Annotated in this window: 17 protein-coding genes and 1 riboswitch; of the genes, 8 read left to right on the top strand and 9 right to left on the bottom strand. The window is 67.8% G+C overall.

What is annotated here, in order from left to right:
- Positions 1-9: 9 nt before the first annotated feature.
- The 3 genes from pstA to N5D30_RS18600 all read right to left on the bottom strand — a co-directional run bounded on the left by pstA (position 10) and on the right by N5D30_RS18600 (position 5192).
- Complete coding sequence (pstA, locus tag N5D30_RS18610; RefSeq protein WP_279910146.1) at positions 10-1686, bottom strand: phosphate ABC transporter permease PstA; 1677 nt, start codon at positions 1684-1686, stop codon at positions 10-12.
- A gap of 22 nt (positions 1687-1708) precedes the next feature.
- Positions 1709-3772, bottom strand: a complete 2064-nt coding sequence (locus N5D30_RS18605) for an ABC transporter permease subunit (protein WP_279910163.1) — start codon at positions 3770-3772, stop codon at positions 1709-1711.
- A 451-nt stretch (positions 3773-4223) separates the two neighbouring features.
- Positions 4224-5192, bottom strand: coding sequence for a phosphate ABC transporter substrate-binding protein PstS family protein (locus N5D30_RS18600; RefSeq protein WP_220812590.1), 969 nt, complete (start codon positions 5190-5192; stop codon positions 4224-4226).
- A gap of 151 nt (positions 5193-5343) precedes the next feature.
- Here N5D30_RS18600 and N5D30_RS18595 point away from each other — a divergent pair, with 151 nt between their 5' ends.
- Positions 5344-6648: a sorbosone dehydrogenase family protein gene (locus tag N5D30_RS18595; RefSeq protein ID WP_279910145.1), complete on the top strand. Its 1305-nt coding sequence runs from the start codon at positions 5344-5346 to the stop codon at positions 6646-6648.
- A 12-nt stretch (positions 6649-6660) separates the two neighbouring features.
- On the opposite strand, the gene N5D30_RS18590 is transcribed toward N5D30_RS18595, so the two are convergent.
- Positions 6661-7950: an MFS transporter gene (locus tag N5D30_RS18590; protein WP_279910144.1), complete on the bottom strand. Its 1290-nt coding sequence runs from the start codon at positions 7948-7950 to the stop codon at positions 6661-6663.
- Positions 7951-8156: 206 nt separating this feature from the next.
- Between N5D30_RS18590 and N5D30_RS18585 the strand changes: the two genes are divergently transcribed.
- On the top strand, positions 8157-8561 hold the full coding sequence (locus N5D30_RS18585) for an acyl-CoA thioesterase (protein ID WP_137974555.1): 405 nt from the start codon (positions 8157-8159) through the stop codon (positions 8559-8561).
- Between the two features lie 233 nt (positions 8562-8794).
- Positions 8795-9694, top strand: a complete 900-nt coding sequence (locus tag N5D30_RS18580) for a D-hexose-6-phosphate mutarotase (protein ID WP_279903045.1) — start codon at positions 8795-8797, stop codon at positions 9692-9694.
- Between the two features lie 236 nt (positions 9695-9930).
- Here the strand turns inward: N5D30_RS18580 and N5D30_RS18575 are convergent, their stop codons facing one another.
- The 4 genes from N5D30_RS18575 to purE all read right to left on the bottom strand — a co-directional run bounded on the left by N5D30_RS18575 (position 9931) and on the right by purE (position 12427).
- Positions 9931-10461 carry a DUF3299 domain-containing protein gene (locus tag N5D30_RS18575; protein WP_220812594.1) on the bottom strand — a complete coding sequence of 177 codons (531 nt, stop codon included), beginning with the start codon at positions 10459-10461 and terminating at the stop codon, positions 9931-9933.
- A gap of 55 nt (positions 10462-10516) precedes the next feature.
- Entirely contained in the window at positions 10517-10762 is a 246-nt protein-coding gene (locus N5D30_RS18570) for a GlsB/YeaQ/YmgE family stress response membrane protein (protein WP_279910143.1), read from the bottom strand.
- 79 nt (positions 10763-10841) lie between these two features.
- Positions 10842-11924 carry a 5-(carboxyamino)imidazole ribonucleotide synthase gene (locus N5D30_RS18565; protein WP_279910142.1) on the bottom strand — a complete coding sequence of 361 codons (1083 nt, stop codon included), beginning with the start codon at positions 11922-11924 and terminating at the stop codon, positions 10842-10844.
- Between the two features lie 14 nt (positions 11925-11938).
- A complete protein-coding gene (gene purE, locus N5D30_RS18560) occupies positions 11939-12427 on the bottom strand; it encodes a 5-(carboxyamino)imidazole ribonucleotide mutase (RefSeq protein ID WP_220812597.1) in 489 nt (162 codons plus the stop codon).
- A 260-nt stretch (positions 12428-12687) separates the two neighbouring features.
- Between purE and adhP the strand changes: the two genes are divergently transcribed.
- The 3 genes from adhP to N5D30_RS18545 all read left to right on the top strand — a co-directional run bounded on the left by adhP (position 12688) and on the right by N5D30_RS18545 (position 16169).
- Positions 12688-13710 (top strand): alcohol dehydrogenase AdhP, encoded by a 1023-nt coding sequence (gene adhP / locus N5D30_RS18555; protein WP_279910141.1) that lies wholly within the window; start codon positions 12688-12690, stop codon positions 13708-13710.
- Positions 13711-14028: 318 nt separating this feature from the next.
- Complete coding sequence (locus tag N5D30_RS18550) at positions 14029-15057, top strand: histone deacetylase family protein (protein ID WP_279910162.1); 1029 nt, start codon at positions 14029-14031, stop codon at positions 15055-15057.
- 23 nt (positions 15058-15080) lie between these two features.
- Positions 15081-16169 carry a polyamine ABC transporter substrate-binding protein gene (locus N5D30_RS18545; protein ID WP_279910140.1) on the top strand — a complete coding sequence of 363 codons (1089 nt, stop codon included), beginning with the start codon at positions 15081-15083 and terminating at the stop codon, positions 16167-16169.
- A 33-nt stretch (positions 16170-16202) separates the two neighbouring features.
- Here the strand turns inward: N5D30_RS18545 and N5D30_RS18540 are convergent, their stop codons facing one another.
- The gene (locus N5D30_RS18540; protein ID WP_279910139.1) at positions 16203-17240 is read right to left on the bottom strand and encodes a low specificity L-threonine aldolase; all 1038 of its coding nucleotides are present in this window, start codon (positions 17238-17240) and stop codon (positions 16203-16205) included.
- A gap of 370 nt (positions 17241-17610) precedes the next feature.
- Between N5D30_RS18540 and N5D30_RS18535 the strand changes: the two genes are divergently transcribed.
- Positions 17611-17826, top strand: coding sequence for a DUF1127 domain-containing protein (locus N5D30_RS18535; protein WP_220812602.1), 216 nt, complete (start codon positions 17611-17613; stop codon positions 17824-17826).
- A 238-nt stretch (positions 17827-18064) separates the two neighbouring features.
- Positions 18065-18274: riboswitch (cobalamin riboswitch) on the top strand.
- Positions 18275-18420: 146 nt separating this feature from the next.
- Positions 18421-20307, top strand: coding sequence for a TonB-dependent receptor (locus N5D30_RS18530; RefSeq protein WP_279910160.1), 1887 nt, complete (start codon positions 18421-18423; stop codon positions 20305-20307).
- Positions 20308-20312: the final 5 nt, after the last annotated feature.

The following is a 20312-nucleotide window of genomic DNA, read 5'->3' as shown; positions in this document are numbered from 1 at the left end:
CGCCATTAATCAATGATCCAGCGCCTTGTACTTCTCGCGCAGGTGGTTGCGGATGAACACGGCGCTCAGGTTGAGCAGCGCGATCACCAGCACCAGCAGCAGTGCGGTGGCGTACACCAGCGGGCGGGCGGCCTCGACGTTGGGGCTCTGGAAGCCGACGTCGTAGATGTGGAAGCCCAGGTGCATGATCTTCTGGTCCAGGTGCAGGTACGGGTAGTTGCCGTCCACCGGCAGCGCCGGGGCCAGCTTGACCACGCCGACCAGCATCAGCGGCGCCACTTCGCCGGCGGCGCGGGCCACGGCGAGGATCATGCCGGTCATCATGGCCGGGCTGGCCATCGGCAGCACCACCTTCCACAGGGTCTCGGCCTTGGTCGCGCCGAGCGCCAGGGAGCCTTCGCGCAGGGCACGCGGGATGCGCGCCAGGCCTTCCTCGGTGGCGACGATCACCACCGGCACGGCGAGTATCGCCAGGGTCAGCGAGGCCCACATCAGGCCCGGCGTGCCGAAGGTCGGCGCCGGCGCGGCCTCGGCGAAGAACAGCCGGTCGATCGAGCCGCCCAGCACGTAGACGAAGAAGCCCAGGCCGAACACGCCGTAGACGATGGCCGGCACGCCGGCCAGGTTGTTCACGGCGATGCGGATGATGCGGGTCAGCGGGCCCTGCTTGGCGTACTCGCGCAGGTAGATGGCCGCCAGCACGCCGAACGGGGTGACGATCACGGCCATGATCAGGGTCATCATCACGGTGCCGAAGATGGCCGGGAAGATGCCGCCCTCGGTGTTGGCCTCGCGCGGCTCGTCGCTGACGAACTCCCACAGCTTGGCGAAGTAGAAGCCCAGCTTGGCGCCGACACCCATGGCGTTCGGCTGGAAGGCGCGGACCACCTTGCTCAGGGCGATCTCCTGCTCGCGACCGTCGACGGTCTTCACCGTCACGCTGTCGCGGGCGAGCTGCTGGTTCAGCTCGACCAGCTTGCCCTCCAGCACCTTGTAGCGGGCGTCCAGCTCGGCGCGCTGGGCGTCCAGGTCGGCCTGGGCAGCGGCGTCCAGGCGGTCCTTCAGCTCCAGGCGGCGACCTTCCAGGCGCAGCTGTTCGAGGCCGTGGTTGATGTGACCGATCTCCTTCTTCTCCAGCCGCACCAGTTGCGCGTGCAGGTCATCGACCCGGGCGATGCGGTTCTGCAGCTCGCCCCACGCATCATCGCCCCGGGCGACCACCTGGCCGCCTTCCTTGACGTCGACCAGGTAGCCGTAGAAGTTGCCCCACTCGCGGCGCTCCATGACCACCAGGTTCTCCGGGGTGCGCGGCTCGCTCGTCCACTCGGCCACCACCCAGCTGAAGTCGGCGCCGTAGACCTCGCGGTTGCCGACCTTGAACAGCTCGCGGGTCATGAACTCGCCGCCCTTCACATCCACCGGCATGCCGGCGGCGGCCAGACGGGCACGCGGCACCTGTTCTTCCTGCACCAGCTCGCCGGCCATGACGCGGGCGGCCTCGCCCGGCACCTGGTACCTGGCCTCGACCACGTCGGCAGGCCAGAAGTGGCCCAGGCCGCGCACGGCGATCACGGCGAGCAGGCCGATTGTCATGATCACGGCGATGGACACGCCGCTGGCGGTCATCCAGACCCAGGGCGAACCACTCTTGAACCAGGTACTGAAGTTTTGCTCTTTGGTTTTCACGGACGTCTACCTTCCCCAGTTCTCAGAGCGACGCATATTTCTTGCGCAGGCGGGTGCGGATCAGCTCCGCCAGGGTGTTCATCACGAAGGTGAAGGCCAGCAACACCAGCGCCGAGAGGAACAGCACGCGGTAGTGGGTACTGCCCACCTCGGATTCCGGCATCTCCACCGCCACGTTGGCGGCCAGGGTGCGCAGGCCCTGGAAGATGTTCATGTCCATGATCGGCGTGTTGCCGGTGGCCATCAGCACGATCATGGTCTCGCCCACCGCGCGGCCCATGCCGATCATCAGCGCCGAGAAGATGCCCGGGCTGGCGGTGAGGATCACCACGCGGGTCAGGGTCTGCCACGGCGTGGCGCCCAGGGCCAGGGAGCCGAAGGTGAGGCTCTTGGGCACGCTGAACACGGCGTCCTCGGCGATCGAGTAGATGTTCGGGATCACCGCGAAGCCCATGGCCAGGCCCACCACCAGGGCGTTGCGCTGGTCGAAGGCGATGCCGAGGTCGTTGCTGATCCACAGGCGCATGTCGCCGCCGAAGAACCAGTTCTCCAGGTGGCCGCTCATGCTCAGGGCGAAGGCACCAATCGCCAGGATCACCGGGATCAGCAGCGCCGCTTCCCAGCCATCCGGGATCACCAGGCGGATGCGCTCCGGCAGGCGGCTCCACAGGTAGGCGGTCAGCAGCACGCCGATCGGCGTCAGCAACAGCAGGCTGAAGATACCCGGCAGGTGGCCTTCCACGTAGGGCGCCAGGAACAGGCCGGCGAAGAAGCCGAGGATCACCGTCGGCAGCGCTTCCATCAGCTCGATCACCGGCTTGACCTTGCGGCGCATGGACGGCGCCATGAAGTAGGCGGTGTAGATCGCCGCGCAGATGGCCAGCGGGGCGGCCAGGAGCATGGCGTAGAAGGCGGCCTTGAGGGTGCCGAAGGTCAGCGGCGCCAGGCTCATCTTGGGTTCGAAGTCGGTGTTGGCGGAGGTGGACTGCCAGACGTGGCGCGGCTCGTCGTAGCTCTCGTACCAGACCTTGCCCCACAGCGAACTCCAGGAAATCTCCGGGTGCGGGTTGTCGATGACGAAGCGCTGCAGCTGGCCGCCGGACTCGACCAGCACGCGGTTGGCGCGCGGCGACAGGGCGGCGACACCGGCGCCCTCGGCGACCTTCTCGGTCAGCAGGGTGCGGTGCGCGGTGCTGTGGAAGATGCCCAGGCGGCCTTCGGCGTCCAGCGCCAGGAAGCCCTTGCGGCGCTCCTCGGGGAGGATCTGGGTGATGGCCGCCTTGCCCAGCTGGAAGCCGCGGATGTGGGTCAACGCGGCCTTGCCGTCGCCGTCGCGGACCATGAACCACTGGCCGATGCCGCCCTTGCTGTCGCCGATCATCAGCGAGATGCCGCCGAGCAGCGGGTTGACCGTGGTCACTTCGGCATCGCCGTTGAGCAGCTTGTAGCGGCCGTTGAGGGTCTTGCTGCGCAGGTCGAAGACGTCGGCGGTGGCCTTGCCGTTGATCACGAACAGCCACTGCTGGCGCGGGTCGATGATCATCGCCTTGATCGGCTCGGCGATCTGCGGCAGGGCGATGCGCTCCTCGCTGAGGGTCACCTCGCCGGTCATCAGGTTCTCTTCGCGGCCGAGCGCCAGCAGCTGCAGTTCGGCGCCGGTGGAGCCGCTGAGCATCAGGTTGCTGCCGTTCTGGCTGATCGCCACGTGCTCCAGCGGCCGGCCCTGGGCGTCGAGGGTAATGGGCGCCTCGCCGAACGGGTAGTCCAGCTCGGGGGTGATGGTCTTGACGTTGTCCGGGTAGGTCACCTTGTAGGCGTGCTCGAACACCAGCACCTGGCCGTTGGACAGGCCGAGCACCACGCGGCGGCTGCCGGGCTGGTCCTGGCTGACCGAGGCGATGCTGCTGCCTTCCGGCAGGGCCAGCTGGTAGGCGTTCATCGGCTTGCCATCGCGCAGGCCGAAGAACTGCACCTGGCCGCTGCGGCTCAGGCGCATGGCCACCTTGTTCTGCTCCTCGACGGAGAGCAGCAGCGCCTCGCCCTGGCCGGCCAGCCAGGCCGGCTGCTGGGCATCGCGCGCCTCCATGTCGGCGCCGCCGAAGATCGGCGCGACGACATAGGCGAGGTAGAAGAAGATCAGGGTGATGCACGCCAGCACGGCCAGGCCGCCGATGGACACGTACCAGCGTGCCATGCGGTCCTTGAGGGCGCGGATGCGGCGCTTGCGCAGCAGGGCGGGCGTGTTGAAATCCACCCTTTGGTTGTTCGCGGAGGCGCTCATGCTGTTGTTGGCCAGGTCATTCATGAGGAGTTCTCGGGCGCGGCGGACACAGCCCGCTCAATGTGAGGTACTTCAATCTATCCGTCTTGTGTGACAGAAAAATTACAGTACGGTGACGCGACGACGCCCGCGACTCGGGAAGAGTAGCGGGCGTTGCGCTCCCTCTCCCTCCGGGAGAGGGCTGGGGTGAGGGGCTACAGGGCAACGCGAAGCACCCTCCCCCCCGGCCCCTCTCCCAGAAGGAGAGGGGAGTTTCTTACAGACCCAGTTCCTGCTTGGCCTTGTCGATGACCTTGGCCGGCAGCGGGATGTAGCCGTCCTTGACCACGACTTCCTGACCCTGCTTGGACAGGACGAGCTTGAGGAACTCGGCGTCCAGCGGGCTCAGCGGCTTGTTCGGCGCCTTGTTCACGTAGACGTAGAAGAAGCGGGCCAGCGGGAACTTGCCTGCCAGGGCGTTTTCTTCGGAAGCCTCGAACGCCTCACCGCCCTTCTTCGACAGGGGCACGGCGCGGACGCTGGCGGTCTTGTAGCCGATGCCCGAGTAGCCGATGGCGTTGACGGTGCTGGAGATGGACTGCACCACCGAGGCCGAACCCGGCTGCTCGTTGACGTTGGACTTGAAGTCGCCTTTGCACAGGGCTTCTTCCTTGAAGTAGCCGTAGGTACCGGACACCGAGTTACGGCCGAACAGCTGGATCGGCTTGCTCGCCCACTCGCCGGTCAGGCCCAGGTCGCCCCAGGTCTTGATGTCCTGGGCGCCGCCGCACAGGCGGGTGCTGGAGAAGATGGCGTCGACCTGGGCGATGTCCAGGGACTTGATCGGGTTGTCCTTGTGCACGAACACGGCCAGGGCATCGATGGCGACCGGCACGGCGGTCGGCTTGTAGCCGTACTTCTCTTCGAAGGCCTGCAGCTCGTTGTCCTTCATCGGACGGGACATCGGGCCCAGGTTGGCGGTACCTTCGGTCAGAGCGGGCGGCGCGGTGGAGGAACCGGCGGCCTGGATCTGGATGTTCACGTTCGGGTACTGCTTCTTGTATTCCTCGGCCCACAGGGTCATCAGGTTGGCCAGGGAGTCGGAACCCACGCTGGACAGGTTGCCCGAGACACCGGTGGTCTTTTCGTAGCCGGGGATGGCCGGGTCGACGGCGGCGAACGCGGTTGCAGCGCCTACGCCGGCGGCGGCGAAGGTCAGGGCCGCCATCAAACGCTTGAGTTTCATGCCTTGCTCCTAGCAGGAAGGGGTTGGATGGAACGGGGCCCAGTATCTGCAGGCCTGATGAACACTCTATGAACGGAATATGACAATTGGATGAATGGCCATCATGGCTGTCGAAAAAATTCCGCACCCCGTCCATCCCGGAGATCGCTCCATGAATCGTCTGCACCTGCTGTCCGTCACCGCCCTGGCGCTCGCCTGCAGCGCCTGCGGCGAGCAAGCCGCCCTCAACGTGAGCGACGGCACCGGCACCGACCCGCGGCTGCCCGAGCCGAACGAGACGCTGTTGCCGACCGTCAACATCGCCCCCGCCCGGGGCTGGGCCGAGGGCGCCAAGCCGGTGGCGGCGCAGGGCACCCGGGTGAATGCCTTCGCCGAGGGCCTGGACCATCCGCGCTGGCTGTACGTGCTGCCCAACGGCGACGTGCTGGTGGCCGAGAGCAACGCGCCGAAGACCGACAAGCCGTTCAGCCTCAAGGGCTGGGTCTCCGGCCTGGTGATGAAGCGCGCGGGCGCCGGGGTGCCCAGCGCCGACCGCATCACCCTGCTGCGCGACACCGATGGCGACGGCGTCGCCGACCTGCGCACCGCGTTCCTCGAGCACCTGCACTCCCCCTTCGGCATGGCCCTGGTCGGCAACGACTTCTACGTGGCCAACGCCGACGCCCTGGTGCGCTTCCCCTACACCGAGGGCGATACCCGGATCGATGCCGCACCCGAGAAGGTCACCGACCTGCCCGCCGGCATCAACCACCACTGGACCAAGAACGTCATCGCCAGCCAGGACGGCAGCCGGCTCTACGTCACGGTCGGCTCCAACAGCAACGTCGGCGAGAACGGCATGGAGGCCGAGGAAGGCCGTGCGGCGATCTGGGAGGTGGACCGCGCCAGCGGCGAGAAGCGCCTGTTCGCCGGCGGTCTGCGCAACCCCAATGGCCTGGCCTGGGAGCCGCAGACCGGCGCGCTGTGGACGGCGGTCAACGAGCGCGACGAGATCGGCAGCGACCTGGTGCCGGACTACATCACCTCGGTGCGCGACGGCGGCTTCTACGGCTGGCCCTACAGCTACTACGGCCAGCACGTCGACCAGCGTGTCCAGCCGCAGCGCCCGGAACTGGTGGCCAAGGCGCTGGTACCCGACTACGCCCTGGGCCCGCACACCGCCTCCCTGGGCATCGCCTTCGGCCAGGGCGGTGCGCTGCCGGCGTTCCAGGACGGCCTGTTCGTCGGCCAGCACGGCTCGTGGAACCGCAAGCCACACAGCGGCTACAAGGTGATCTTCGTGCCTTTCGCCGACGGCAAGCCCAGCGGCCCGCCGGTCGACGTGCTCAGCGGCTTCCTCGATGAAGACGGCGACGCCCAGGGGCGGCCGGTCGACGTCAAGCTCGACAGACAGGGCGCGCTGCTGGTGACCGACGACGTCGGCAACAAGGTCTGGCGGGTGACGCCCGCCCAGTGAGGCGGCGCCCGCTCAGCGACGCTGCCGGAGCAGGTACAGGCCGATCAGCATCGCCAGGCCGCACAGCGCCGCCACGTAGTAGGCCGGGCCGAGCGGGTCCCACTTCATCAGCAGGGCCACCACCATCGGCGTCAGCCCGCCGAAGATGGCGTATGCCAGGTTGTAGGAGAACGACAGCCCGGAGAAGCGCACCACCGGCGGGAAGGCCTTGACCATCACGTAGGGCACCGCGCCGATGGTGCCGACCAGCAGGCCGGTCACCGCGTACAGCGGGAACAGCCAGTCCGGGTGCGCGGCGAGGCGGGTGTAGAAGGTCCAGGAGCTGAGCGCCAGCAGCAGGCCGCCGACCAGGAAGGTACGCCCGGCGCCGAAGCGGTCGGCCGCCATGCCGGAGAGGATGCAACCCAGGGTCAGGCAGACGATGGCCAGGCTGTTGGCCCGCAGCGCGGTGGCGGCGTCGAAGCCGTACACGGTCTGCAGCACGGTCGGCGTCATCAGGATCACCACCACGATGCCGGCCGACAGCACCCAGGTCAGCAGCATCGACAGCACGATGGCCGAGCGGTGCTCGCGCAGCACGGTCTTCAGCGGCACCTCGTCGGCCAGCGCCTTGCGCTGCTGCAGCTCGGCGAACACCGGCGTCTCGTGCAGCCACTGGCGCAGGTAGACGGAGAACAGGCCGAACACCCCGCCGATCAGGAAAGGGATGCGCCAGGCCCAGTCGAGCACTTCGGCCGGGCTGTAGACGGTGTTGATCAGGGTCGCCATCAGCGAGCCGAGCAGGATGCCGAAGGTCAGCCCCGAGGTCAGGGTGCCGCAGGCGTAGCCGATATGGCGCGGCGGTACATGTTCGGCGACGAACACCCAGGCGCCCGGCACCTCGCCGCCGATCGCCGCGCCCTGGATCACGCGCAGGCCGAGCAGCGCCAGCGGCGCCCAGATGCCGATCTGCGCGTAGGTCGGCAGCAGGCCCATGATCAGCGTCGGCACCGCCATCATGAAAATGCTCAGGGTGAACATGCGCTTGCGCCCGAGCAGGTCGCCGAAGTGGGCCATGATGACGCCGCCCAGCGGCCGCGCCAGGTAGCCGGCGGCGAAGATGCCGAAGGTCTGCAGCTGGCGCAGCCATTCCGGCATCTCGGCCGGGAAGAACAGCTTGCCGACCACCGCCGCGAAGAACACGAAGATGATGAAGTCGTAGAACTCCAGGGCGCCGCCGAGGGCGGAAAGCGAGAGGGTCTTGTAGTCGCTGCGGTTGAGAGGGCGCGCCGCGGGCGCGAGGCTGGCATGCTCGGCGGACATAGAGGCTTCGTTGTTTTATTAGAGGGGGCAAGGGCTGCGGCACGATAGCAAATCGCGTTCCGCGCCGCAGCTTTCGACGGCAAAAGCGGGACCGCACGGTCGTCCTTTGACGCCGGCCTCTATATACTGCGCACGACCCGTCTACGGCGGGGCATGGCCAGCCATCGAACAGCCAACGATAAGAATCCACCAGCGGGGCCCCGCACATGATCGAACTCGAACAGGAAGACCCCATCCCCCAGGGCGATCTGGCCCTTCAGATCACCGCCCTGCCGCGCGAGACCAACGGCTTCGGCGACATCTACGGCGGCTGGCTGGTCTCGCAGATGGACCTGGCCGGCACCGCGATGGCCAGCAAGGTCGCCGGCGGCCGTGTCGCCACCGTGGCCATCGACCGCATGGCCTTCCTGGTACCCGTGGCGGTGGGCGCCCAGCTTTCCTTCTATACCCAGGCGCTGGAGGTCGGCCGCAGCTCGATCCAGATGCTGGTCGAGGTGTGGAGCGACGACCCGCTGTCCAGCGAGTGGCGCAAAGTCACCGAGGCGGTGTTCGTGTTCGTCGCCATCGACGGCAGCGGCCGTACCCGCCCGGTTCCGCCGCGCCGGGGCTGATCATCCGCGCCGAAAACGCCGCCCATGAGGCGGCGTTTTTCATGGCGATATCCCCGTTACGTGTTGGTGGCGCAATCCTGCGTTTGTGGGAGCGGCTGGGCGGCATTCCGATTGGCCGCGAAATTCGCGGATAAATCCGCTCCCACAAGGTGTGCAACAACTGCCTTTTTCATGGTGCTTGGCCTTTTCCACCGGCCTGCGGTCAAATGCCTGAATCTTCAGGGAGGCGGACCATGACCCAGGCCCACATCGAACGCATCGAACTGGACGAACTGACCTGCTGGCGCGTGCGCCGCGGTGGTGCCGAGCTGCTGGTGGCCCAGCAGGGCGCCCAGGTGCTGAGCTTCCAGCAGGGCGAGCAGCCGCCGCTGATCTGGCTTAGCGAGCAGGCCGACTACCGCCGCCAGCAGTCGGTGCGCGGCGGCGTGCCGATCTGCTGGCCCTGGTTCGGCGACCTCGGGCGCAACCCGCACCCGCTGCAGGCACAGCACGACAACCCAGGCGCCGCGCCCTTCCACGGCGGCGTACGCGCCCTCGACTGGCAACTGCTGGGCATCGACAGCGAAGGCGAGGCCATCCACCTGCAGTTCGCCTTCGACACCCGCCAGCATCCTCTCCCCGACTGGCCCCACGCCGCCGAGCTGCGGCTGGACATCCGCCTGGACGAACGCCTGCACCTCGACCTGACCAGCCACAACCCCGGCAGTAAGCCGCTGATCCTGAGCCAGGCGCTGCACAGCTACTTCGCCGTCAGCGACATCCGCCAGGTGGCGGTCCACGGGCTGGACGGCAGCCGCTACCTCGAGACCCTGGAAGACTGGCAGGAACGCTCCCAGCAGGGCGAGCTGCGCTTCGCCGGCGAGACCGACCGCATCTACCTCGACGTGCCGCCGCGCCTGCACCTGCACGACGCCGGCTGGAACCGCGACCTGCACCTGGAAACCCGCGGCTCGCGCTCAGCGGTGCTGTGGAACCCGTGGATCGACAAGGCCCGGCGCCTGTCCAGCTTCGCCGATGACGCCTGGCAGCGCATGCTGTGCATCGAGACCGCCAATGTCTGGGACGACTGTGTGGAACTGGCGCCCGGCGAAAGCCACAGTCTCGGCCTGAGCCTGTGGAGCGAACCGACGTAGGGCGGGTGAAACCCGCGTTGACCTGCGAGTCGCCTTCCGCCGCATCACCCGCGCCCTCAACCAACCGTCATTGCCGCGCATGCGGCAATCCAGAGCCGCAGCACCTGGGCTCCCGCCTGCACGGGAGTGACGGAAATGGCTTCTGCAGAACCTTCCTGGCTAGCCGGGCCCCAAAAGCCCACAAGAGCCGTAGGGTGCGCCGTGCGCACCAAGGGTTCCGGTGCGCGCAGCGCACCCTACAGGTCGCCTTCCTCCACCAGCCGCACGGAGCGGGCGTCCAGGGCGTAGGAGGCGTCGGCCAGATCGTTGTCCACCGCTTCGATGCGCAGGGTGCCGTCGACCCACAGCGGTTCATAGATATCGTCGAGCACGATGCCCTTGGGGTAGCGCACCAGCACGATCTGGTTCGGCGGCGGCGGGGGAACGTGGATGCAGGCGCCCGGATAGGGCACCAGGAACAGCAGGGTGGTCTTGCCGCCGACGTCGCTCTCCAGCGGCACCGGGTAGCCGCCGAGACGGACATGCTTGCCGTCCAGGCGGGCCACGGTCTTCTTCGAATACATCACTGCCGGCAGGCCCTGCTCCTGCTTCAGGCCGCCCTGCTGGCCGAAGGTGCCGACCGCCTCGGGGCTGTCGTGGCTGATCTCCGGCATGGCCTCCAGGGCCTTGCGGTCCTCGGGCGGCATCAGCTCCAGCCAGTCCAGTTCGGCGGGCTCGGCGTGGGCCAGCAGGGGGAACAGCAGCAGGGCAAGCAGCAGGCGGCGCATGGTCGGTCTCGCAATCGCATGGGCCGCCTAGCCTACCGGCTCGCGGGCCGGCCTGTCAGTCCCGCTTGATCAGGCCGTAGATCACCAGCAGGATCACCGCACCGACCACGGCGCCGATGAAGCCCGCCGTCTCGCCGGCCTGGTAGACGCCCAGGGCCTGGCCGCCGTAGGTGGCTGCCAGCGAGCCACCGATGCCGAGCAGGATGGTCATGATCCAGCCCATGCTGTCATCGCCGGGTTTGAGGAAGCGCGCGATCAGACCGACGATCAGGCCGATGATGATGGTGCCGATGATGCTCATGGTGAACTCCTTGTATGAACCGGAACGAACGAGACGTACTTACGCACGCCTCGTTGTGACCTGAGCATAGACCAGCCGTTCAACTTCCGATCAGCGCCTCGACCTCGGCGATGCGCGCCTTCAGGGTCGCCATGTCGGCACAGCGCAGGGTGGCGTGGCCGACCTTGCGTCCGGCCTTGAAGGCCTTGCCGTAGTGGTGCAGGTGGCAGTCGGCGACGGCGGCGACTGCGGCCACGTCCGGCACCGAGCCGAGGAAGTTGAGCATGGCGCTCTCGCCCACCTTGGCGGTGGAGCCCAGCGGCAGGCCGGCGACGGCGCGCAGGTGGTTCTCGAACTGGCTGCACTCAGCGCCTTCGATGGTCCAGTGCCCGGAGTTGTGCACGCGCGGGGCGATCTCGTTGGCCTTGAGGCCACCATCCACCTCGAAGAACTCGAAGGCCAGCACGCCGACGTAGTCGAGCTTCTGCAGCACGCGGCCGACGTAGTCCTCGGCCAGGGCCTGCAGCGGGTGGTCGGTGCTGGCGACGGACAGGGCCAGCACGCCGCCGTCGTGGCGGTTGTGCACCAGCGGGTAGAAGCGGGTCTCGCCGTCACGGGCGCGCACGGCCACCAGCGACACTTCGCCGGTGAACGGCACGAAGCCTTCGAGGATGCACGGCACGCTGCCCAGCTCGGCGAAGGCACCGGCGGCGTCCGCCGGCTGGCGCAGGACCTTCTGGCCCTTGCCGTCGTAGCCCAGGGTACGGGTCTTCAGCACCGCCGGCAGGCCGATGGCAGCTACGGCGGCGTCCAGGTCGGCCTGGGACTGGATATCGGCGAACGCGGGTGTGGGGATGCCCAGGTCCTTGAACATGGACTTCTCGAACCAGCGGTCGCGGGCGATGCGCAGCGCCTCGGCGCTCGGGTAGACCGGCACGAACTGGGAGAGGAAGGCCACGGTCTCGGCCGGCACGCTCTCGAATTCGAAGGTCACCAGGTCCACTTCGTCGGCCAGCTGGCGCAGGTGGTCCTGGTCGCCGTAGTCGGCGCGGATATGCTCGCCCAGGGCCTGCGCGCAGGCGTCCGGCGCCGGGTCGAGGAAGGCGAACTGCATGCCCAGCGGGGTGCCCGCCAGGGCCATCATGCGGCCCAGCTGGCCGCCACCGATTACGCCGATCTTCATCTGTTGGGCCTCGATCAGGAACGCGGGTCCGGGTTGTCGAGCACGGTCCGGGTCTGCTCGTCGCGGAACTGCTTCAGCTTGTCGTGGAACTGCGGGTGCTGGTGGCCGAGGATGCTGGCGGCCAGCAGCGCGGCGTTGACCGCGCCGGCCTTGCCGATGGCGAGGGTGGCGACGGGGATGCCGGCCGGCATCTGCACGATGGACAGCAGCGAGTCGACACCGGAGAGCACGGCCGACTGCACCGGCACGCCGAGCACCGGCAGGTGGGTCTTGGCCGCGCACATGCCCGGCAGGTGGGCGGCGCCGCCGGCGCCGGCGATGATCACCTGGATGCCGCGGCTCTCGGCCTGTTCGGCGTACTGGAACAGCAGGTCCGGCGTGCGGTGGGCGGAAACCACCTGCACTTCGTAGGGGATGCCCAGCTTTTCCAGCATGTCAGCGGTGTGACTGAGGGTGCTCCAATCGGACTTGGAGCCCATGATCACGCCAACCAGTGCGCTCATCGTCGTGCCTCTAGTTCGGGCGCCTGGCGGCGCGGCAAAAACCAACAAGCCACGCATTCGGCGTGGCTTGTCATGTGAGGGTTCGGGCCAGGGTGGCCCGGAGGCGGCGCAGTATACCGCAAAGCCAGGGGTGTCGCGCCCTCGCCGTGACCGTCCGTCTGCCCCACCGGCATCGCCGGATTCGTTGTCCCAGCTCAATGCATTGCCGCGCCACGGGTCCAGACTGACGCTTCCCTTGCCGCACGTAGAGGAGAACCGTCATGGACACAACGATGAAAGCCGCCGTGGTGCACGCCTTCGGCGAACCCCTGCGCATCGAGGAAGTGAAGGTGCCGCTGCCCGGCCCCGGGCAGGTACTGGTGAAGATCGAGGCCTCCGGGGTCTGCCACACCGACCTGCACGCCGCCGAGGGCGACTGGCCGGTGAAGCCGAGCCTGCCGTTCATCCCCGGCCACGAGGGCGTCGGCTATGTCGCCGCGGTGGGCGCCGGGGTCAGCCGGGTCAAGGAAGGCGACCGGGTCGGCGTGCCCTGGCTGTACACCGCCTGCGGCTGCTGCGAACACTGCCTGACCGGTTGGGAAACCCTCTGCGAGAGCCAGCAGAACACCGGCTACTCGATCAACGGCGGCTATGCCGAATACGTGCTAGCCGACCCCAACTACGTCGGCCTGCTGCCGGACAAGGTGTCCTTCACCGAGATCGCGCCGATCCTCTGCGCCGGCGTCACCGTCTACAAGGCGCTGAAGGAGACCAGGGCGCGCCCCGGCCAGTGGGTAGCCATCTCCGGCATCGGCGGGCTCGGCCACGTCGCGGTGCAGTACGCCCGCGCCATGGGCCTGCACGTCGCGGCCGTGGACATCGACGACGCCAAGCTGGAACTGGCGCGCAAACTGGGCGCCAGCCTGACCGTCAATGCCCGCCGGGAAGACCCGGCGACGGTGATCCAGCGCGACATCGGCGGCGCCCACGGCGTGGTGGTGACCGCCGTGTCCAATAGCGCCTTCGGCCAGGCCATCAACATGGCCAGGCGCGGCGGCACCATCTCGCTGGTCGGTTTGCCGCCGGGCGACTTCCCCACACCGATCTTCGACGTGGTGCTCAAGGGCCTGCACATCACCGGCTCCATCGTCGGCACCCGGGCGGACCTGCAGGAGGCGCTGGACTTCGCCGGCGAGGGGCTGGTCAAGGCGACCATCCACGGCGACAAGCTGGAAAACATCAACCAGGTGCTCGACCAGATGCGCGCCGGGCAGATCGAAGGACGTGTCGTACTGGAGTTCTAGGGCACGCAGCCGGAGCCTGATGGCCCCTAGAGGCACTTTGCGCAACCGCTGATCCGTTCCGGCGACAGCGAGCGAGGCCCGCCGAGTGCGGGCCTCGGCTCATGGCGCTCACCTTGGCGCCTATGTGGAGGTGCGCGCGGCGCACCCTACGTCCCTTTCCTCTACTCCTCGCCTCTGGCTCGACTTTCGCCGAGCACCGCAACCGGTCACGACGGCGCCACAATGGCCGGAATTATCCCTTTCTTGGCCGCCGTTATCGTTCTCCCCGCCAGCCCGGGGCGCCAACAATGCGCCCAGCCCATCGAGGAGAACAACAAGATGCTGACCTTCTACAGCGACGACCACCGCCTGCACCACGCCCAAGGCGAGATGGTCGGCGGCGAGTTCAAACCCTGCTTCGAGATGCCAGCGCGCGCCGACCACGTGCTGGCCCGGGTGCGCGAGCGCCAGCTCGGCGAGGTTCTGGCGCCGCGCGACTTCGGCCTGGCGCCCATCGCCCGCATCCATACCGGCGACTACCTGCAGTTCCTGCAGGACGCCTGGGCCGGCTGGGCCGCCCGGGGCAACACCGCCGACTTCCTGCCCGGCGTGTTCCCGGCCCGCCACCTGCGCGCCAAGCGCCCGGACGATCTCTACGGCCAGTACGGCTTCCACAGCTTCGACTGCTTCGCGCCGATCACCGCCGGCACCTGGCAGGCCGTTTACACCTCGGCGCAGGTGGCCCTGAGCGGCCAGGCCGAGATCGCCGCCGGCGCCCACTGCGCCTTCGCCCTGTGCCGGCCGCCGGGCCACCACGCCAGCGCCGACGTGATGGGCGGCTACTGCTACCTGAACAACGTGGCCATCGCCGCCCAGGCCTTCCTCGACCAGGGCGCCGCGCGGGTGGCGATCCTCGACGTCGACTACCACCACGGCAACGGCACCCAGTCGATCTTCTACGACCGCGACGACGTGCTGGTGGCCAATATCCACGGCAGCCCCAGCTTCGAGTACCCGCACTTCCTCGGCTACGCCGACGAGACCGGCGAGGGCCGCGGCGAGGGCTTCAACCTCAACCTGCCGCTGGCCGCCGGCAGCGCCTGGGACGTCTACGGCACCGCGCTGGAGACCGCCTGCCAGCATATCGCCGCCTACGACCCGGACGTGGTGTTGGTGTCCCTCGGCGTCGACACCTATCAGAACGACCCGATCTCCAGCTTCAAGCTGGACAGCCCAGACTACCTGCGCATGGGCGAACGCATCGCCGCACTGGGCAAGCCGACCCTGTTCGTCATGGAGGGCGGCTACGCGGTCGCCGAAATCGGCATCAACGCCGTCAATGTGCTCGAAGGTTTCCAGGGCGCCTGAGCCCTTACAGGAGAACGACAAAAATGAAGAAACTGCTCGCCGCCGCCCTCTGCGGCCTGACCCTGGCCGGCACGGCCCAGGCCGCCGACCGCCAACTCAAGGTGTACAACTGGTTCGACTACATCACCCCGGAGACGCTGACGAAGTTCAAGCAGGACAGCGGCATCAAGCTGACCTACGACATCTTCGACACCAACGAGGCGCTGGAGGCCAAGCTGCTCACCGGCAACTCCGGCTACGACCTGGTGGTGCCGTCCAACGTGTTCCTGGCCAAGCAGATCGAGGCCGGGGTGTTCCAGAAGCTCGACCGCAGCAAGCTGCCCAACTGGCAGCACCTGGACCCGCAGCTGATGAAGCTGATCGAGGCCAACGACCCGGGCAACCAGTACGCCGTGCCCTACATGTACGGCACCGTGCTGATCGGCTTCAACCCGGCCAAGGTCAAGGCCGCCCTCGGCGACGACGCGCCGGTGGACAGCTGGAACCTGATCTTCAAGGAAGAGAACATCGCCAAGCTGCAGCAGTGCGGCGTGGCCCTGCTCGACTCGCCGTCCGAGATCCTGCCGCTGGCCCTGCACTACCTGGGCCTGCCGCCGAACAGCAAGGAACCGGCCGACTACGCCAAGGCCGAGGCGCTGCTGAGTAAGGTCCGCCCCCACGTGCGCTACTTCCACAGCTCCAAGTACATGAGCGACATCGCCAACGGCGAGATCTGCGTGGCGGTCGGCTACTCCGGCAGCTTCTCCCAGGCCGCCAACAACGCCATCCAGGCGAAGAACGGCGTGGTGGTGGACATGCGCCTGCCCAAGGAAGGCGCGCCGATCTGGTTCGACATGATGGCCATTCCCAAGGACGCGAAGAACATCGACGAGGCCCACGCCTTCATCGATTTCCTGCTGCGCCCGGAAGTGATCGCGCCGATCTCCGACTTCGTCGGCTACCCCAACCCGAACAAGGACGCCACCGCGCAGGTGGCCGAGGCGATCCGCAGCAACCCGAACCTGTACCCGACCGCCGAGGCGATGAAGACGCTCTACACCCTGGAGCCGCTGCCGCGCGCCGCCGAGCGGGCGCGTACCCGGGCCTGGAGCAAGATCAAGACCGGCAACTGAAGTCCCGCCGGCCCGTCAGGGCCGGCTGCCGTTTCAGGCCATGGCGCGGCGGATGTCCGCGGCCAGTTCGCGCACCCGCTCCTCCTCGGTGTCCCACGAGCACATGAAGCGCGCGCCGCCGGCGCCGATGAAGGTGTAGAAGCGCCAGCCCCCGTCGCGCAGGCGCTCGATGGCCGGCTCCGAGAGCTGGAGGAACACGCCGTTGGCCTCCACCGGGAACATCAGGCTCACCCCCGGTACGTCGGCCACCAGCTCGGCGAGCAGGCGGGCGCAGCGGTTGGCATGGCTGGCGTAACGCAGCCAGGCGTCGTCCTGCAGCAGGCCGACCCAGGGCGCGGACAGGTAGCGCATCTTCGAGGCCAGCTGGCCGGCCTGCTTGCAGCGGTAGTCGAAGTCCTCGGCCAGCGCCTTGTTGAAGAACAGAATGGCCTCGCCCACCGCCATGCCGTTCTTGGTGCCGCCGAAGCACAGCACGTCGACGCCGGCCTTCCAGGTCAGCTCGGCCGGGCTGCAGCCGAGAAAGGCGCAGGCGTTGGAGAAGCGCGCGCCATCCATGTGCAGGTTGAGTCGCAGCGCCTTGCACGCCTCGCTGATGGCGGCGACCTCGTCGGGGCGGTACACGGTGCCCACCTCGGTGGCCTGGGTCAGGGTCACCACGCGCGGCTTCGGGTAGTGGATGTCCTGCCGCTTGAGCGCCACCTCGCGGATCGAGTCCGGGGTCAGCTTGCCGGCCAGGGTGCGCGCGGTGAGCAGCTTGGAGCCGTTGGAGAAGAATTCCGGCGCGCCGCACTCGTCGGTCTCGACGTGGGCGGTCTCGGAGCAGATCACGCTGTGGTAGCTCTGGCACAGGGAGGAGAGGGCCAGGGAGTTGGCCGCGGTGCCGTTGAAGGCGAAGAACACCTCGCAGTCGGTCTCGAACAGCTGGCGGAAGCGGTCCGCGGCACGGGCCGTCCAGCTGTCCTCGCCATAGGCGCGCTCGTGGCCGCGGTTGGCCTCGGCCATGGCGGCCCAGGCCTCGGGGCAGATGCCCGAATAGTTGTCGCTGGCGAATTGCTGGGTATGGTCGGTCATGGTGTGTGCTTCCTGGCAGGGCAGTCGCTCAACTGTACGCCAGCGCCGTGGCGTCCGGCAGCGACAGTCGAGCGATTTGGGGCAATAACAGATACGACTTCAAAAGAGGCCAGCGAAAAACTGTACCGGCATCTATTTCTCGCCGGAACGGCCATGGCCGGTCGAAATTCGTGCAGGTTCTGAAACGGCAGGACTTTCCACTTATGACCAGTACAGTTGCAGCCATAGAAGCAGAACAGTTACAAAGCCGCCTAACTAATAGCCCTGCAATTTAGCCCAGCTGTGTCTATAAAATCGACTATCCAGTCAGGAAAATATGCTTCCAGTAGGACACCCTCTAACCCCGCGCGAAGCGGAAGGAAGCACCACCATGGAACGCATACTCGGTTCCGACCTCATGTTCCAACAACAGAGCCCGGCCAGCGGCGGCAACCTGCCCCTGCGCGTCCTGGGCACCCTGCTGCTCTGGCAGCGCCGCATCAGCAGCCGCCGCGAACTCGCCCGCCTGGACGAGCGCCTGCTGGCCGATGCCGGCATCAGCACCTACGACCGCGCCATCGAGATCGACAAGCCGTTCTGGCGCTGAACCGCGACACCCGCCGTCACCAAGGGAAGCCGAGCGCTTCCCTTTTTTATGCCCGCTTCGTAGGGTGCGCCGCGCGCACCAGCAAGCCTCCGCAGGGCTCGGTGCGCACGGCGCACTCCACGCAACAAATTGGCACACAGCCCTTGAGTGCCACGGATCGCCCCGCCCGCTCGGTTTCTCGGGGACTGACAACTCTCGCCACGCCCACCGCGACTTGACCCGCCGCCGGCACGCTGGTCTCATGCGCGCCGATCCAGGTGTCTCGCGCCGCCGCGCGCGAAGTTAAACGGGAAGCCGGTAATGCTCCGCCCCTCGGCGAGCCAGTCCGGCGCTGCCCCCGCAACGGTATGCGAGCCGGGTGTTCACTCTGCCACTGTGCTTCGGCATGGGAAGGCGAACGCCCCAAGTCTCGCAAGCCCGGAGACCGGCCTGGACCCTTGTTGGCAAACCCGCGGTGGGCGGGCGTAACCGATGGTCCGCCCGCACGGGAGGCCCTTGTCTGCGCGCGCCTGCGAAACCCGTTTCGAGGCGATCACCTTGGCTCTTTCCCGTTCATCCCTGTTCCGCCGTGCGCCGCTGGCGACCGGCATCCTCCTGTGCGGCCTCGCCGCGCCCCTGGCGGCGCAGCCCCTGGGCCTGGACACCCTGACCATCAGCGCGCCCTCGGTGGAATCCACCGCCGTGGCGGAAATGGCCCGCTACGGCAGCCACCTGAACATTATCGAGCGCGAGCAGATCGAACGCGCCGGCCCCAGCGCCGACCTGTCCCGCGTCCTGCAGATGTACATCCCCGGCCTGTACGTGGCGCCAAAGAACGGCCCGTTCGACACCGGCACCTTCTCCCTGCTCGGCGGCCGCAACGACGACACCCTGATCCTGCTGGACGGCGTGCGCCTGAACAACCGCCTGTACGGCGGCATCTATCTGGACACCCTGCCGACCACCGCGGTGGAGCGCATCGAGGTGCTCAAGGGCGGCCAGGGCATCCTGTTCGGCACCCAGGCGGTGTCCGGCGTCATCAACATCGTCACCCGGCGTCCGCAGAGCCGCGACGCCAGCGGCGAGGTCAACCTCGGCCTGGACAGCTTCAAGGGCCGCAACGGCGACGCGCGGGTGGAGAGGGTGCTCGCCAACGGCTTCGGCGACCTGGGCCTGCTCGGCTACGCCAGCCGCCACCGCTCGCAGGGCTACCAGCCCTACCGCGACCGCGACATGACCGCCACCGTCAGCGACGAGCGCCGCTCCTACGACGTGACCACCCTGGGCGGCAAGGCGATCCAGGCCTTCGGCGAGGACGCGCGGCTGGAGCTGTTCTACCAGTACAGCGAGGCCGACCTGGACTTCGCCCGCCCCACCTCCAACCGCAGCACCACCAACGACCGCGTCCACCAGATCGCCACGGCCACCTTCCAGCAGCGCCTGAGCGACGACTTCAGCTGGTTCGCCAAGACCCACATCAACGACTGGGACACCCGCTACACGCGGATCTACAACCTGCAGGGCGGCGGCACCCGTACGCTCAACCGCAACGACTACTGGGGCTTCACCGACTGGGGCGCGCAGATCGAGGGCAAGGCCATCCTGGCCGGCGGCCACGAACTGGTATTCGGCAACGACAACCAGTGGTTCGAGGGCCAGGACGACGTGCTGATCATCGACAACAACGAGGCCGAGGCCCACGCCTTCTACGCCCAGCTGCGCCCGCGGATCGACGCGCTACCGGACTGGCACCCCAGCCTGGGCGTGCGCCGCGAGAAGATGTCCGGCGGCGAAGGCGCCACCGTGTGGATGCTCACCTCGCTGTACGACCTGAACGAGCAGTGGAAGCTGCGCGGCCAGTTCGGCACCGCCTTCAAGCTGCCCAATGCCGAGCAGCTCTACGTCAACGAGCCCGGCTCGGAGATGGGCAACCCCGACCTCAAGCCGGAACGCAGCCGCAACGCCGAACTGGGCCTGGACTTCGACGGCGGCCCGCTGACCGCCAGCGCCACCCTGTTCCGCCGCGACATCACCGACCTGATCAGCCTGCACGGCGAGCAATGGGTCAACGGCGACGGCGAGATCGAGGTGCGCGGCCTCGAAGTCGACGCCCAGTGGCGCTTCGCCCCCGGCTGGAGCTGGAGCGGCGACGCCACGCGCAACCTGATCGAGACCCGGGAAGGCGTGACCCTCCACAACATCCCCAGCTTCTTCGCCCGCACCCGCCTGGGCTACGACGCCGACGCCTGGGGCGTGGGCGCCGCCGCCCGCTACGTGCGCGCGGTAGTCAGCGCGGCCGGCGACGACTACGGCCACTACACCGTGCTGGACGCCGACGCCTACCGCTACCTGGACGCCGCCCAGCAACACCGCGTCAGCCTGCTGCTGGAGAACCTGCTGGACCGTGACTACGCCACCAGCCGGATCACCAACGGCACCCGCCAGGTAGACAACCTGGGCCGGCCGCGCACCGCCGAGCTGCGCTACACCTACCGCTTCTGAGGCCG

Source organism: Pseudomonas sp. GD03875, from assembly GCF_029840585.1.
In the GTDB taxonomy this organism is placed as follows: domain Bacteria; phylum Pseudomonadota; class Gammaproteobacteria; order Pseudomonadales; family Pseudomonadaceae; genus Aquipseudomonas; species Aquipseudomonas paralcaligenes.
Note: the sequence above shows the minus strand (reverse complement) of the source record. Positions and strands in the feature narration are given on the sequence as shown.

Bases quoted from the DNA above. Each gene is read 5' to 3' on its own strand.
- N5D30_RS18570 (WP_279910143.1), bottom strand. From the start codon at position 10,762: ATGAGCATCATCGGCACCATCATCATCGGCCTGATCGTCGGTCTGATC.
- N5D30_RS18545 (WP_279910140.1), top strand. From the start codon at position 15,081: ATGAAGAAACTGCTCGCCGCCGCCCTCTGCGGCCTGACCCTGGCCGGC.
- adhP (WP_279910141.1), top strand. From the start codon at position 12,688: ATGGACACAACGATGAAAGCCGCCGTGGTGCACGCCTTCGGCGAACCC.
- N5D30_RS18595 (WP_279910145.1), top strand. From the start codon at position 5,344: ATGAATCGTCTGCACCTGCTGTCCGTCACCGCCCTGGCGCTCGCCTGC.
- N5D30_RS18605 (WP_279910163.1), bottom strand. From the start codon at position 3,772: ATGGAGGCGCGCGATGCCCAGCAGCCGGCCTGGCTGGCCGGCCAGGGC.
- N5D30_RS18580 (WP_279903045.1), top strand. From the start codon at position 8,795: ATGACCCAGGCCCACATCGAACGCATCGAACTGGACGAACTGACCTGC.
- N5D30_RS18600 (WP_220812590.1), bottom strand. From the start codon at position 5,192: ATGAAACTCAAGCGTTTGATGGCGGCCCTGACCTTCGCCGCCGCCGGC.
- N5D30_RS18550 (WP_279910162.1), top strand. From the start codon at position 14,029: ATGCTGACCTTCTACAGCGACGACCACCGCCTGCACCACGCCCAAGGC.
- N5D30_RS18540 (WP_279910139.1), bottom strand. From the start codon at position 17,240: ATGACCGACCATACCCAGCAATTCGCCAGCGACAACTATTCGGGCATC.
- N5D30_RS18585 (WP_137974555.1), top strand. From the start codon at position 8,157: ATGATCGAACTCGAACAGGAAGACCCCATCCCCCAGGGCGATCTGGCC.
- N5D30_RS18535 (WP_220812602.1), top strand. From the start codon at position 17,611: ATGGAACGCATACTCGGTTCCGACCTCATGTTCCAACAACAGAGCCCG.
- N5D30_RS18565 (WP_279910142.1), bottom strand. From the start codon at position 11,924: ATGAAGATCGGCGTAATCGGTGGCGGCCAGCTGGGCCGCATGATGGCC.
- N5D30_RS18575 (WP_220812594.1), bottom strand. From the start codon at position 10,461: ATGCGCCGCCTGCTGCTTGCCCTGCTGCTGTTCCCCCTGCTGGCCCAC.
- purE (WP_220812597.1), bottom strand. From the start codon at position 12,427: ATGAGCGCACTGGTTGGCGTGATCATGGGCTCCAAGTCCGATTGGAGC.
- N5D30_RS18590 (WP_279910144.1), bottom strand. From the start codon at position 7,950: ATGTCCGCCGAGCATGCCAGCCTCGCGCCCGCGGCGCGCCCTCTCAAC.